Raw genomic sequence first — 14,367 nt, 5'->3', positions numbered from 1 at the left:
AAGGCAATTTGTATTCAAAAATAATCCCATAATTCATACATAACAAAATAAAAGGCTTTCTCAAAATGAATATCTTGAGAAAGCCTTTTATTTCTAATCTTCTTTTTGATAATGTAACAATTCTTTCGCCGTATGCTGATCGATAATTAATACATTTGCATATCCGCCACGTAACGCACCATCAATTGCTTTTATTTTTCTATTACCACCTGCAACTAAAATAGAGCGTTTCTTTAATTTTAGTTCTTCTAACTCAATTCCGATGGTTCGCTTATTAATTTCTTCACTACTAATATTTCCGTCTCCATCAAAGAAACGTGAACAAATGTCACCGACCGATTGTTTTTTGAGTAAACTCGTTTCATCCTTATCGAAATAACCTAATCGGAATAATAGCGCTTCGTCTCGCACTGTTCCTACAGTGAAAATTGCAATATTCGCTTGTTTCCCCATTTCGATAATGTGATGAATATGTCGATCCTGCTCTACTAATTCTTTTGTCACTGCATTATCAAATATAACTGGAAGAGGTAGATTTCTTGGCGTCGTTTGAAAAGCATCTGCAAATAATGCAATGGTTTCATTTGCATATGTATTTACACTCGAATGGCTAATACCACCTTTTAGCTGGACAACTTCTACACCTTTTACATGTTGTGGTACGATTTTTCTAGCGATTTCATACATCGTCATTCCCCAGCTTACACCAACGATATCACCGTTTTTAACCGTCTTTTCCATATACTCAGCTGCATATTTACTTATATACTCTGTAATCGTTGCATATTCTGGCACTGGGGAAAATACAACATGTGCTTCTAACAAGTTATATTTTTCTTTCAGTAAATTGCCGACATTATCTAAATCAGCAAATGGATCGGCTATACTAATTTGAACAAATCCTTTTTCTTTCGCGTACTTTAATAGTCTAGAAATTGTCGGTCTTGAAATATTTAATTTGTTAGCAATTTCTTGCTGACTATAATCTGATTGATAATATAATCTTGCAACTTCAACACTTAATTGTTGTTTATCTTTATCCATAGTAACTCAATACAAATCCTTTCCTGTATTTCCTTTTCGTTACAAGCATTATACAGCTTTATGCAAGAAATTTCGACTACTGAATTTTATATACCTGAACTTCTACTCCGCTTAGTATATACAATGAAATTTAATCAATGGGGAGTTTGTCCCTCCCCTACTGATTATCATCCCTCACAAATTAGGCGTTTACGGGCGACTTATCTCCCATAATGTAGAATCTTTTTATTAAGCAAACAGGTCGGATTATTAAGAAACTCATTTTTAAAACTCAAATTAGTATGTAAGTGTGAAATAGTATTAGAATAAATAAGAGAAATAACCACTATTGATTATTTCTCTTTTCATATACATATTTATTTTTGGAAAAATAATCTAACCCCAAATACTAATAATACTGCGCCCGTAATACCCTCCATTATACGGTTCACTCGTTCTTTTCTTAAAAAAGTTCTTAATTGACGTATTAGCGAGATATAAAGCAAATACCATATTGCGGTCAAAGTCGTAAATGTGACTCCTAATAAAAGAAATTGGAGGAAATGATTTTGATTACTTACAATAAATTGAGGTAAAAAACTAAGGAAGAACACAGCAGTTTTTGGATTTAAAATTGCCGTAGTAAATCCTTGTCTAAAGCTTTTAATTGCCCCAATATTCTTAGAGTCCATTTCTATTGGACCTGACATATCTTCTTTTTTATGTAAGGCACTTTTAATTGACTTTACAGCTAAGTAAATTAAATAAAAAGCCCCAGCACATTTTATAAATGTAAATAACATAGCAAATTTCATTAGAATAGCAGAGAGTCCTAACGTAGCCATTATTGTATGAATCATCATTCCAGATATCGTTCCTAAAACTGTCTTTATCCCACCACTTTTACCATGCGAGATAGTATTTTTTGTAACTAGTGCAAAACCAGGACCAGGCATCATTATGATTAACATTGCTGTAAGGATAAATAATAGATAATTTTCCATGTTCTAGTATTTCCTTTCCAATTTTTAGTTTTGCTTACAGTATAGCTTTTTTCATTAAAACATTAAATATAAAAGACTTGATCAGAAATTTATATATCAAATTACAAGTCCACCTCTCACAAAAACAGGATAAAAAAATAAACAGCAGAACTAGTCCACTGTTTACTTCGCTACGCCTTCATGTAATTTTTCTGTATAATCTTTTACGTCTTTCCAGCTATCTTTTGCTGTATGTAAATCTTCTTTTATAAACGTAAACTCTTCAGGAGTAATTCCTTTTACGTTTTGTAATAAGTTATTATATTTTGCCCCTACTGTATACCATTGATTTGATATGTTTTGCAGTGCTGTAATTGCTGCATCAATCGTTTCAGTCATATTTGTTGTTTTATTTTTTACATCTGTCAAAATTGCGACTTCTGCTTGCGCTCCAGAAATTCTATCTTTTAAATTAGCGATTTCTCGTTCTGCATTTGCGATATCTTTTTTCGCGACGGCAATCATCGGTCCGCCAGCAAGACATGTTATTAGAGCTACGCAAAGTACGCCACCAGCAATAACCATATCATTACTCTTTTTAATCGAATCGTTATATGTATTTATTTGTTGCTCTAGAGCTGGAATACCTGCATTCGTACTTGCCAATATCGCTGTTAACTGATTTGTATCCTCTTTGAAACTATTTGTATCTTTCGCCATTCTATCGCGAAAAGCTTTCAAATTTCCTAATAATCCATCTACCTCATTTTGATTCTTTACAATATCCGCATACAACTTTTCTAAATCCGCTTTTAATTTTCCGCTATCCTTTTGATCAATCGCTATTAACATGTCATTATAATACGATTGAAAAGTATTATTGTAATTAATAATATTTTGATCCGTTTTCATAATTTGAGGCTTCATACTATTTAACCAATACGCCGCATTCATTTTTGCATCTCTTTGATGCTGAATCATATTCCCTTTAAGCTCACCATTAATCGAACTTATTTTGCTTAAATCCGTTTCTTGCTGATTTTGAATTAATTTTGCATATGAATCCATCGCGAATATGCTCGATGTTGTTTGTGCCATTACATCTTGGAATCCTGCTGGGCCAAGAGAGTAATCATTCGCATTTTCTTGTTGTATTTTTACGTTTTGTTCTGCTGCAAAAGTATGTAAAGGAAATGCATTACTCGTTGCCACCCCAGCAATCATTAATGTTAAAAGACATTTCTTATAAAATCGTTTCTGCATACTTTTCACCTAGTTTCTTTATAAGAGTATAAAAAGCTCCTGCTCACAACTGAACAGGAGCTTCAAATCATTCATCAACACTTAACGCTCTAACGATTCGTATTCGATTATGCTTTTTTTGTGTCTACTACTTTAATGTCTTCAGCATAAATCTTTTCTGCATAGTCTTTAATGTTTTTCCAGCTATCTTTCGCAATGTTTAAATCTTCTTTAATAAAAACAAGGTCATTCGGACTAATTGAATCTACATTTTGAAGTAAAGAATTGTATTTTGACCCCATTGTGTACCATTGGTTTGAAATGTTTTGCAACGCTGTAATTGCAGTATCAATTGTATTTGTTAAATACTCCGTTTGTATTTTAATGTTTGTTAATCCTGCTACCTCTAATTGAGCAGTTGTAACTTGTCCTGTTATTTTTTGAATTTCAGCTTGTGCATTATCAAGCTCCTTTTTTGCTAATACGATTCCAGCTGTACCACCGCCTACAGCTGCTGTACCACCTGCAATTAACGCCACTCCTAACGGCGTTCCTGCACCTGTAGCAATAACTACTGCACCACCGATAATTGCAATTGGCCCTAGAGCTGTCGCAACTGATGAACCGATAATAATTGCATTATATTTACTAATTGCTTCATTGTACGTTGTAATTTGATTTTGCAATAGCGGAATTCCAGCGTCTTGACTAGCTAAAATAGATGTAATTTGATTTGCATCACCCTTAAAGTTTTGCGTATCCGACGTCATTTTATTTCGGAATTTCTTTAAGTCTTCTACTAACTGATCTACTTGCGCTTTATTTTCATTAATACTACTTGATAATCTAGTTAACCCTTTCGTAAGCGTCGCTTTATCTTTTGCATCAACCGCAGCAACTAAAGTATCATAATAGTTTTGGAATTTCGTATTGTAATTAATGATATTTTGATTTGTTGAAATAAGCTGTGGCTTCAATACATCTAACCATTGCTTCGCATTTCCTCTAGCTGTATCCTGGTGCTGAATCACTTTTCCTTTTAAAGCAGCATCAACAGACGATACATTTCCAAAGTTAACATTACCTTGTTTAATAATTGTTAAAGCGTACAGATCCATTACTAAAGCGTTTGAACCTGTTCTTTCCATTGCATCTTTTAGGCCTTCTGGTCCTAATGAGTATTCCTCATAGTCATTATAAGCTTTTGCTACCGCATGAACTGGAGCTTGTTTCACTGTACTTTCAGCTGCATACGTATGCGCTGGCATAATGTTTCCTGCTGCAAATACTGCCATAAGTGCTGATAGAGCCATTACTTTATAAGGTTTTTTTGTCATTTTTCTTCTCTCCCTATATCGTTACTTATTTTTAATGTACTTCAACGTTTGTAACGTAATCTTCAAATTGATTCGTTTGTTTATTCATTTCATCACTTACTTTTTTAATTTGGTTGAAATGTTTTTGTAGTAAACTACTATCTGTATATGTGCCTTCTTCAACATTTTTTTGAATTTGGATCATATTATTGTTTAAAACTTTCCAATCCGTTAACAACGTTTCTAAAGTTGTAATTTGACGGTCAATTAGTTCTGTAAAGCTACTTACTTGATCTTCAACGAATGTAATTTGTGTCGCCTCTGCTTCAGTTTGTGATAATTTTTGAATAAGTGGTAGAAGCTCTTTTTGTTTTTGCTGAATACGAAGAGCCGCTTCCCTCGTTTGACTATCGGCAGCATTTACAATTTCATTACTTAAAGTACCGATAGAAACAAAATCAATTGTTTTCGTTTGTGCAGTTTGATTTGTAATTGTAAATACTTGTTTACCGATATTAATAGAACCTTTAATAATTTCTTGAGGTCTATTCAATATAGTAGTTAGTTCAGCTTGAATTTCCCCTTGAATTCTTTTAATATCTTCTCTTAACTTCACAATATCTCCACTTGATCCTTGTAGTGTTTTTATTGCTTCATCAGCCTTTATCGATAAGTTATTACTATCTTTGTCTAATACTGCTTTAAATCGATTTAGTTCTAATAAATCTTGCTCCATACTCTCTTGGATGCTTTGTACTTGCAATTGTAATTTTCCATATGCGCCTGTAAAATCTGCTTTTGCCTGTTCATTTTCATTTACGTTTTCTGCTAGTTCATAGAGCTTACTATAATAGCTATTAAATCTAGTACTATACCTCATCATCTCTTGATTTAAGTCGATTAACTTCGGATTATATTCATCAATCCACTCTCTTACATTTGCCTTTGCAAATTTTTGATGATTCGTCAAACTACTCATCGCGTTCACCTTAATGTCTGGCTGTTGTAAAATAACTAATCCATATGCTTGTATAAGTGGTGATTGTGATCCTAACATTCTAATTGAATTCGATAATGTATTTGGAGCAATTACATTTTGTGCATATACTGTTTTCACTTCTGTTTGCCCCTCCTTAGCGTAAGCGCTTACAGGAATAAAACAACTCGTAGATACTGCTGTAACCAATAACCCTGTAATTAAAGTCTTTTTCACTTTAACTCCTCCTATGTATTAGCAACTATTACTATCGCATTTTATTATTCTATTTTCTTCCCCATAATTTGAGATGGTTAAAATAGAGAACGTTCTCACCGCAATCCATGTATGAACCACCTCTCTCGTATTGCTACAGTACTTACTTATCTTCACAAAACATTTTATTATTTTTTCATATGTGATTAGTATGAATAACATTGTATAAAATTTCTATTTTATAGCAATTTCCACATTCACACAGTGAATATATTACATAAAAATATTATTCATATTAAACTAAATAACGTACGTAAATATGAAATTCCGTTTTGTTTTCATATAAGTTTTATACTGTAAGGTCATTTAAACACAGCTATTTATATAACGTAAAGAAGTATTTTCATTCCCTTTATTTTCAAGCTTTCATGTCTTTATTTTAAAATATAATCCACTTTACTTTTTCAATTGAAATATCCATATATCACAACAAAAACCTCTACTTACTCACAGATGTAAAAATTATATCAATATATCTTTCGGATTCGTATGCAATTATGCATAGCGTATACACAAAAAGGATAGCTTCACTTTCGTAAAGCTATCCTTAAAAAACCTTCTTATTTTTTCAAATGATATGGTACTGTTGTAATAACAACATTTCTTTTATAGAGTAAATACGCACGAATGAGTAAACTAGACTGATTATGAAGAATGTTATGCCAACCTTTTTTCGGAATGAATTGTGGTATAACGACCGTAACTCGGTAATTTGATTCACTCGCTTTATACTGTACTGTATCAATGAACTTTGTTAGCGGTTGAATAATACTTCTATAATGAGAATGTAAAGTAACAAGCCTTACTTCAGGTTGCCACTTCTTCCATTTCTCTTCAAATTTCTTTTCCTCTTCTCTGTCAAAAGCGACATATACAGCAATAACTTGATCTGCTGAAAGAGACTTTGCATAGTTCAATGAGTTTTCTACCACATGTGTCATACCAGCTACTGGAACGACAATTACATTTCCTTCAATCGGAACAATCCGTTCACAAGTTTTTAAACTTAGTTGGTCTCCTACTGCATCATAATGCTTCTTAATTCGGTGGAATAAGAAGATAATTACAGGTAAGAAAATAAGGATTGACCAAACTTGTGCAAATTTAGTTAAAAAGAACATACTCATTACGATAAAACTAATGACTGCACCAATTAAATTGACCGTTAATCGTAAAGCCCATCCTTCCGGTTTTTCACGAAGCCATTTTAATACCATACCACTTTGAGAAAGGGTAAATGGAATAAATACACCTACTGCATATAACGGAATTAAATGCTCTGTTTGCCCTTGGAAAGCTACAATTAAAATAATCGATGCGATTCCAAGTATAATAATTCCATTTGAGTAACCTAGGCGGTCTCCTCTAATCGTAAACATTCTTGGTATAAACTTATCTTTTGCAAGGTTTACTGCTAATAACGGAAACGCAGAATATCCTGTGTTAGCAGCAAGGATTAATATTAAAGCTGTTGTACCTTGTATGAAATAGTACATGAAATTACGTCCAAATGTTTGTTCAGCAATTTGTGAAACAACTGTTACTTCTTTACTTGGAGAAATTCCGTAATAATAAGCTAAGAACACAATTCCTGAAAATAAAACTGCAAGTAATGCACCCATTGCAAGCAATGTTTTCGCTGCATTGTTTGGCGCAGGATCTTTAAAGTTCGGAATTGCATTTGAAATTGCTTCAACACCTGTTAAAGCAGAACTACCTGATGCAAATGCTCTTAGTAATAAAAATAAACTAATCCCTGCAACTGGTGTTCCAATCGGCGTGTGTAAAGCCTGCGAAACGTGCCCCGTTAAAATATTGTATATCCCTACACCAATTAATATAAATAGTGCCAAAACGAATAAATAAACAGGATATGCTAAAACGGAAGCTGATTCCGTTACACCTCTTAAATTTAAGATGGTAATAAATATAACAAATATAATCGCAATGATTACATTATGTGCATGTAAACTAGGAAAAGCAGATGTGAGCGCATCTGTACCTGCAGACACACTTACTGCAACAGTTAAAATATAGTCAACTAATAAAGATCCTCCAGCAATTAAGCCTGGATTCATCCCTAAATTTTCTTTTGATACAACATACGCGCCCCCGCCATGCGGATAAGCAAAAATAATTTGACGATAAGATAAAATAAGGGCCGTCAATAACACTAATACCCCAACAGCGATCGGAATGGAATACCAATAAGCGATCGCTCCAACACCTGCTAAAGCAATTAAAATTTGCTCTGGACCGTAAGCAACTGATGACAATGCGTCAGAAGATAAAATAGCTAAAGCTTTCGTTTTATTAAGCTTCTGTTCTCCAAGCTCTGTTGATTTTAACGGTCTTCCAATTAAAAATCTTTTAATAGATGAAACCACTGCTGTCCACTCTCCAATAATTTTGTACGAACTTTTCTGCTAGTTATAGCGGATAAACGATTTCTTCAGAAAACAAAAAATGTCTACAAGCCATAACGAAATAGACTTGTAGACATTATTTTTTTTGTCGCACAAGCTCCACCTTCCTTCTCAATATAACGCTTACGAGGTTAGCTGTCGGATTCGGGCCTATGAGTAGCCCTACCTTTTTCAAGGATTCACCCCATTGGATTAAGAACTAATCCATAAGAACGGGTCCCCCGCACCATGCGGTTTCAGCGATTTAGAAAATTGAAACTGTGGATTATAATACTCCTTTATTTTCAAAATGTAAACAAAAATTTTTAAAAAGAAAAAATTAAAATGATGGCGCATAATCCGCTGGTAAATATACATAATGAATACTAAAAAATCAATAAAGGAGATCTATATGTCTAAAGAAAAGAAGCCTATTTTTTCCGATTCCTATTTAGATGCATTAGCAAATGAAATTAATCAATTATACGGTAAACGTGAACAGGAAATAAATTTGACAGATAGAACAAAAAGAAATAAATGATTTGTCATAAAAAAAGAAAGCAATACACTTATATATTGCTTTCTTTTTTATTTTTTCATACATCCAATTGTATTGCTGATTTGTTAAAGGTCATTTCTTCATACACTTTCAAATTTTGATATACTGCTCCTAATAATGGTGCTTCTATAGAAAATTGTTCCGCTACATCTAGTAAGTATCCTTGTAAGTGCTTCGCTTCAATAGACGAACCTTTTTCCATATCACGCTGCATCGATGACTTCATATTATACGAAATTTTATCAATTATTTTCATATGTTCTTGGACAATATTATCTTTAATTGGTGCTCCTACACATCTCATAATTTCCATACATTCTTCAAATAAGTTTTGGATAAAATCGCGTCCACCTTCGCTTTCACGAATCGGTCCTATCGGTGCACGCATTAATGTTGTCACACCTGACATTACAGTGATAAATAAATATTTATGCCACATATCTTGCGTAATGTTTTCACTTAAAATAAAACTAGATTTCGTACCTGCAAATGCTTTAGAAATATGCTTTATTCTCTCTGAATCTTGAGACTTCATTTCTCCAAACATAAGTCTATTTGCAGCGCTAGTTTGTACAATTTCTCCTTGATTGTTTAACGTCGTCTCGATAAAGCATAAACCACCAATTACTTTTTCCTCACCGAATTCCTTTTGTAATAGCGATACATGAGCAATACCATTTAGCAACGGAATGATTACAGTACTTTCACCTACAAACGGCTTCAAATCTTGAATTGCCTCGTTTAAGTGATACGCTTTTGTTGAAAATAGAATCACATCAAATGGAGCAGTTTGATCTTCTTTCGTTATTAATTTCGGTTGAAAGGAAAAATCTCCGTTAACACTTCGGATTACAAGTCCCCTTTCCTCCAATTGTTTTTTCCGTTTACTACGAACAAGAAAAGTAACATCTTCTCCTTTTTCTACTAAGCGTCCCCCAAAAAATCCTCCAACGCCTCCCGCTCCTAATACTAAAATACGCATACAACATCCCCCTTTTCAAAATACAATTTTATAACATTCAGTATACATAACATTATACATGTCCCCTACTAAATAAGCTGAATTTTCATTCTCAATTGAGTATAAAACAGTGGTTATTTTCAAATAAATTTGGGCATGTTGTTTCTATAGCATATATGGAAAGGAAACAATATAGATGGAGGCAATACAAGTAATTGAGGAAAAAGATGTAGCAACAGCTATATTTCAATTTATATTCCCGTTTTCGTTTAAAGCTGGATATGAACAACAGATGTTCCCTTTCTTACAAAAAAATGATTTTCGTCCTTTTCGGCTCGATCATCTCGATGATGAAAATACATATTATGGGGAGTTTAAAGTTTCACATCAAAATATGGAAGCATACTATCTTTCATTTACCAATAAAATTCTCTTTCCTCACTCAGAGCATCAAAAGGGCTTGCAACGTTATTCAAAGGACCTTAACTTAGCTGGACATTTAACAACAAATCTTATTTCAATCCCATTCAAGATACACTCTATTGATGTAACACTTTGTCCTTATGAACTTGGCTTCTTAACAATTCGAACAGAAGTAAACACTGCTCCAAACATGACTTTATCCGAAGCAATCGAATTCGCTGCTCGCTTCCGTGTACTTGAAACTAAAAATGATACAAATGAGACTATTTGTATTGAATGTAACGGAAAAAAGTATTCCCAAGTGGAAAGATTCATTTTTGGTTATTTATTTCATGGCGTAACAGATTTCTTTGAGAAGAAGAGATTAAGAAGTTCTTACTTTCAAACCTTTCCTTTCTTTGAAGATCAGCGAATGTACGTACAAACTTTATTATCTATAAAAGAAGATATGGAACTGAATGAAGTGGATGTTTATCGTACTTCTAGTCTTTCCGGGTTAACAAGTGATGGCAAGGCATATGTGAGTGCAAATAATCTGCCTTATATTCATGATTATTTAAAACAACACGCTTACCAAAGATGGGCTCCGAATCGCTATTTCATAATGGAAGAACATATATTCACATGTGTAACAAATGAAGGAGAACGCGAATTTACTAAACTTGCGAGTCAAATGTATGGGGAGTTTTATTACGCTTTATTATTAAATCTATTTCATAAAATTGTTTTATTGAAAATGGCAAACGCTTATGCTGAATTAAACATTGAACAAGATACAAATGAAATAGAGAAATTAATTTATTCAATCAATTCGTTTACGGCGAATTACTTTTCTTTAGAGCTAGTATCCCAATCACAGAGTGAAGATATTTTCTTCCGCTTAAGAAAGCTTTTTAACATCGAGATACTATACTCGAATGCAAAACAAAATCTTGATAGTTTGTTTAAATATCAAGAAAATGTTGCTTCAAAAAAAGATAGCCTTTTACTATTAATTTTAACGCTCTACTCTGTAGTAGGCCAAATGTTAGGGTTTACTATGATTGATCTGTTAAGAAACACCGATTCAAACAAAATATCATCGCCACTTGAATTTTTCGCGCTGTTAATAGCAATTAGCGGCATAGTCATTTCACTTATTTTAGGTGCGCAAAGTTTATACCAATGGAGTCTACAACATAAACGAAGAAAAGCATGGGTAAAACAAACTGTACTTTCTGCTGTGAGAGAGAAAGATGATAAGAAGTAAAGAAGAGTATTTTTACATTGAAGTATGTGGTACGCTACAGTAATTGAAATTTTTATCAGCGATTTTCAAATTATATCGGCGCAACTCGAAATATATCAGCGATTATTTAAATATATCGACTTACCGACAAAAAACGCCAAAAATCAAATATAAAAAAGGCTAATCCAAAAATTTAGATTAGCCTTTTCCCTCTTACTTCTCTGCTTCGATTTTCTCTAATGCAGCAGCTACTTGTTCTTCCGTTAATTCATGTTGTATTACGTAGCGGTTACGTGGGCTTACACGGCATTCGTGAGAACATGCACGTAAATATTTCGCCTCGTTTTCTTCAGAACATAAAATTTTCTTGTTACATTCTGGATTTGCACAGTTTACATAGCGCTCACAAGGTTCACCTGTAAAGTGGTCTTTACCAACGATAACATGTTCTTTTTGGTTTACTGGTACAGCGATACGCTCATCGAACACATAACATTGTCCATCCCAAAGCTCACCTTGTACTTCTGGGTCTTTTCCGTACGTTACAATACCGCCGTGAAGCTGACTTACATCTTCATAGCCTTCACGAACTAACCAACCAGAAAACTTCTCGCAACGAATTCCACCTGTACAATAAGTTAAAATCTTTTTGCCTTCAAGTATTTCTTTATTTTCACGAATCCAATCTGGTAATTCACGGAATGATTCGATATCAGGTTTGATCGCACCTTTGAAGTGACCTAAATCAAATTCATAATCATTTCGCGCATCAATGATAACTGTATCTTCTTGTTTCATTGCTTCATAAAAATCTTTTGGCTCTAAATACTTCCCAGTTATTTCGTGTGGGTTAATGTCATCTTCTAGACGAAGTGTAACTAACTCTGGACGAGGACGCACGTGCATTTTCTTGAATGCATGACCATCAGCTTCATCTATTTTAAACACGATACCGTCAAAACGTGGATCATTGTTCATTGCTTCCATGTATTTCTCTGTTTGCTCTACAGTACCAGAACAAGTTCCGTTAATACCTTCTTTAGCTACAAGGATTCTTCCTTTTAACTCAAGTGAATTACAAAATTCTAAATGCTCTGCCGCGAATTCTTCTGGGTTTTCAATTGTTGTGTACATGTAATATAGTAATACTCTGTATGGTTTTGTAGTTGCCAATGTATTTCTACCACCTATCTAATTTTTAAAATCATGTATAAGTTAACGTTCATATCAAAACATATATAATAAGAAAATGAATCCCATTTCCTTCTCTTTATACTATTTTCTATCAGTTAACAAAAATAAAAAACAAGATTACACACCAAAACACTGTGGTTATGTTGTAATCCCAATATATTATATATCATACAAATGCAATTCCATCAATTAATATGCTGTATTATCGGCTTTATGTTCACATAAATTTCAAAAATAGCCCTTTAATTCATTATGTTTCCCCGCCTCATCACACCATAAACTCCCAATTTTTAATAATGCCACACCATTCATTGTATAAAGACATATAATTTGCACTAAGGAAACATTTATGTTCAAATAAAAATATCATCTAATACATTTAAATGTATTGAAATAAACAATAAGAATACTTACAATAATTTCATCAAGTTAACATTTCAAAGGGGAAAACTACTATGAATAAAGATATATCAAAAGATGAACATGTCCCTTCTCAAAGTACAACTGTTCAATCAGCGCATTTAGCATTAAGCGGACAAACGAAAGGCTTAAAAAGACTTTTACCATTCTTAGGTCCTGCTTTCATTGCTTCAGTCGCTTATATTGACCCTGGCAATTTCGCGACAAATATTGCCGCTGGATCACAATATGGATATTTATTACTCTGGGTAATTCTTGCTTCTAATTTAATGGCTGTATTAATCCAAACTTTATCAGCTAAATTAGGAATCGCTACAGGTAGAAACCTTCCTGAAATTGCTCGAGAAAACTTCCCAAAACCTGTTTCCATCGGCTTATGGATACAAGGTGAACTCGTTATTATGGCGACTGATTTAGCTGAATTTATTGGAGCTGCACTCGGATTGTACTTATTATTTGGGATTCCGATGTTACCGGCAGCTTTAATTACAGCTGCTGGATCATTTATTATTCTTGAATTTCAACGTAGAGGCTTCCGTCCATTAGAAGCTATTATAACAGGAATGATTTTTATCGTTGTTATCGCTTTTGGTGTACAAGTCTTTTATGCAAAACCGGAATTAAGTCCCCTACTTTCAGGACTTTTCATCCCAAAATTCCAAGGCGTAGACAGTATATTACTTGCAGCCGGAATTTTAGGTGCGACAGTTATGCCACACGCAATCTATTTACATTCCGCCTTAACGCAGCGCCGCGTAGTCGGAACAAATGATGAACAAAAGAAAAAGATTTTCCGATTCGAATTTATAGATATCATTATCGCAATGATTATCGCTGGAGCAATTAATGCAAGTATGTTAATTGTTGCTGCTGCACTATTCTTTAAAAACGGCTTGCATGTCGAAGATCTTGATGTCGCTTTTAACCAGTTTAGCAACTTAGTCGGTCCTGTATCAGCTGCTTTATTTGGAATTGGTCTCTTATCAGCAGGACTATCTAGCTCTTCTGTCGGTACAATGTCAGGTGATATTATTATGCAAGGTTTCATTCGAATGCATATTCCGTTATACTTACGCCGATTTATTACAATGATTCCACCATTAGTTATTATCGCTTTAGGTGTAAATCCAACTTACGCTCTAGTCATGAGTCAAGTCGTCTTATCATTCGGTATTGCCTTTGCATTAGTACCACTTATTATGTTTACAAGTAGTAAAAAAATTATGGGGGCACTCGTTAACCATCGCATAACTACCTTTATCGCTTGGATCATTGCTGTACTTGTTATCATTTTAAATATTTTCTTACTGTATCAAACATTTGTAGGGTAATGAAAGAAGAAGGCTGTCTCAAATTTCTGT

General features: G+C 33.6%; 11 protein-coding genes and 1 riboswitch. Of the genes, 3 read left to right on the top strand and 8 right to left on the bottom strand.

What is annotated here, in order from left to right; all coding sequences use genetic code 11:
- Nucleotides 1-93: 93 nt before the first annotated feature.
- From NST14_RS09660 to NST14_RS09635, 6 genes are all read right to left on the bottom strand, one after another.
- The gene (locus tag NST14_RS09660; RefSeq protein WP_000356563.1) at nucleotides 94-1,044 is read right to left on the bottom strand and encodes a sugar-binding transcriptional regulator; all 951 of its coding nucleotides are present in this window, start codon (nucleotides 1,042-1,044) and stop codon (nucleotides 94-96) included.
- Nucleotides 1,045-1,400: 356 nt separating this feature from the next.
- Nucleotides 1,401-2,027 (bottom strand): LysE family translocator, encoded by a 627-nt coding sequence (locus tag NST14_RS09655; protein WP_000433004.1) that lies wholly within the window; start codon nucleotides 2,025-2,027, stop codon nucleotides 1,401-1,403.
- 162 nt (nucleotides 2,028-2,189) lie between these two features.
- Entirely contained in the window at nucleotides 2,190-3,269 is a 1,080-nt protein-coding gene (gene nheC / locus NST14_RS09650; RefSeq protein ID WP_001172007.1) for a non-hemolytic enterotoxin subunit C, read from the bottom strand.
- Between the two features lie 107 nt (nucleotides 3,270-3,376).
- Nucleotides 3,377-4,585, bottom strand: a complete 1,209-nt coding sequence (gene nheB, locus NST14_RS09645) for a non-hemolytic enterotoxin NHE subunit B (RefSeq protein ID WP_000162969.1) — start codon at nucleotides 4,583-4,585, stop codon at nucleotides 3,377-3,379.
- Nucleotides 4,586-4,616: 31 nt separating this feature from the next.
- Nucleotides 4,617-5,777 carry a non-hemolytic enterotoxin NHE subunit A gene (gene nheA, locus NST14_RS09640; RefSeq protein WP_000751839.1) on the bottom strand — a complete coding sequence of 387 codons (1,161 nt, stop codon included), beginning with the start codon at nucleotides 5,775-5,777 and terminating at the stop codon, nucleotides 4,617-4,619.
- A 599-nt stretch (nucleotides 5,778-6,376) separates the two neighbouring features.
- The gene (locus NST14_RS09635; protein ID WP_000254902.1) at nucleotides 6,377-8,203 is read right to left on the bottom strand and encodes an APC family permease; all 1,827 of its coding nucleotides are present in this window, start codon (nucleotides 8,201-8,203) and stop codon (nucleotides 6,377-6,379) included.
- Between the two features lie 144 nt (nucleotides 8,204-8,347).
- Nucleotides 8,348-8,494: riboswitch (cyclic di-AMP (ydaO/yuaA leader) on the bottom strand.
- A gap of 139 nt (nucleotides 8,495-8,633) precedes the next feature.
- On the opposite strand from NST14_RS09635, the gene NST14_RS09630 reads away from it, so the two are divergent.
- The gene (locus NST14_RS09630; protein WP_000031869.1) at nucleotides 8,634-8,762 is read left to right on the top strand and encodes a hypothetical protein; all 129 of its coding nucleotides are present in this window, start codon (nucleotides 8,634-8,636) and stop codon (nucleotides 8,760-8,762) included.
- Nucleotides 8,763-8,817: 55 nt separating this feature from the next.
- On the opposite strand, the gene panE is transcribed toward NST14_RS09630, so the two are convergent.
- Complete coding sequence (gene panE / locus NST14_RS09625) at nucleotides 8,818-9,762, bottom strand: 2-dehydropantoate 2-reductase (protein ID WP_001221880.1); 945 nt, start codon at nucleotides 9,760-9,762, stop codon at nucleotides 8,818-8,820.
- A 175-nt stretch (nucleotides 9,763-9,937) separates the two neighbouring features.
- Here panE and NST14_RS09620 point away from each other — a divergent pair, with 175 nt between their 5' ends.
- A complete protein-coding gene (locus NST14_RS09620; protein ID WP_000387465.1) occupies nucleotides 9,938-11,413 on the top strand; it encodes a hypothetical protein in 1,476 nt (491 codons plus the stop codon).
- A gap of 192 nt (nucleotides 11,414-11,605) precedes the next feature.
- Here NST14_RS09620 and trhO read toward each other — a convergent pair whose 3' ends face one another.
- Nucleotides 11,606-12,565: an oxygen-dependent tRNA uridine(34) hydroxylase TrhO gene (gene trhO / locus NST14_RS09615; protein WP_000246227.1), complete on the bottom strand. Its 960-nt coding sequence runs from the start codon at nucleotides 12,563-12,565 to the stop codon at nucleotides 11,606-11,608.
- Nucleotides 12,566-13,041: 476 nt separating this feature from the next.
- Between trhO and NST14_RS09610 the strand changes: the two genes are divergently transcribed.
- Nucleotides 13,042-14,337, top strand: coding sequence for an Nramp family divalent metal transporter (locus tag NST14_RS09610; RefSeq protein WP_001030647.1), 1,296 nt, complete (start codon nucleotides 13,042-13,044; stop codon nucleotides 14,335-14,337).
- The last annotated feature ends 30 nt before the right edge of the window (nucleotides 14,338-14,367 follow it).

The sequence above is a fragment of the Bacillus sp. FSL W8-0519 genome (assembly GCF_038005585.1).
GTDB lineage: Bacteria > Bacillota > Bacilli > Bacillales > Bacillaceae_G > Bacillus_A > Bacillus_A paranthracis.
Note: the sequence above shows the minus strand (reverse complement) of the source record. Positions and strands in the feature narration are given on the sequence as shown.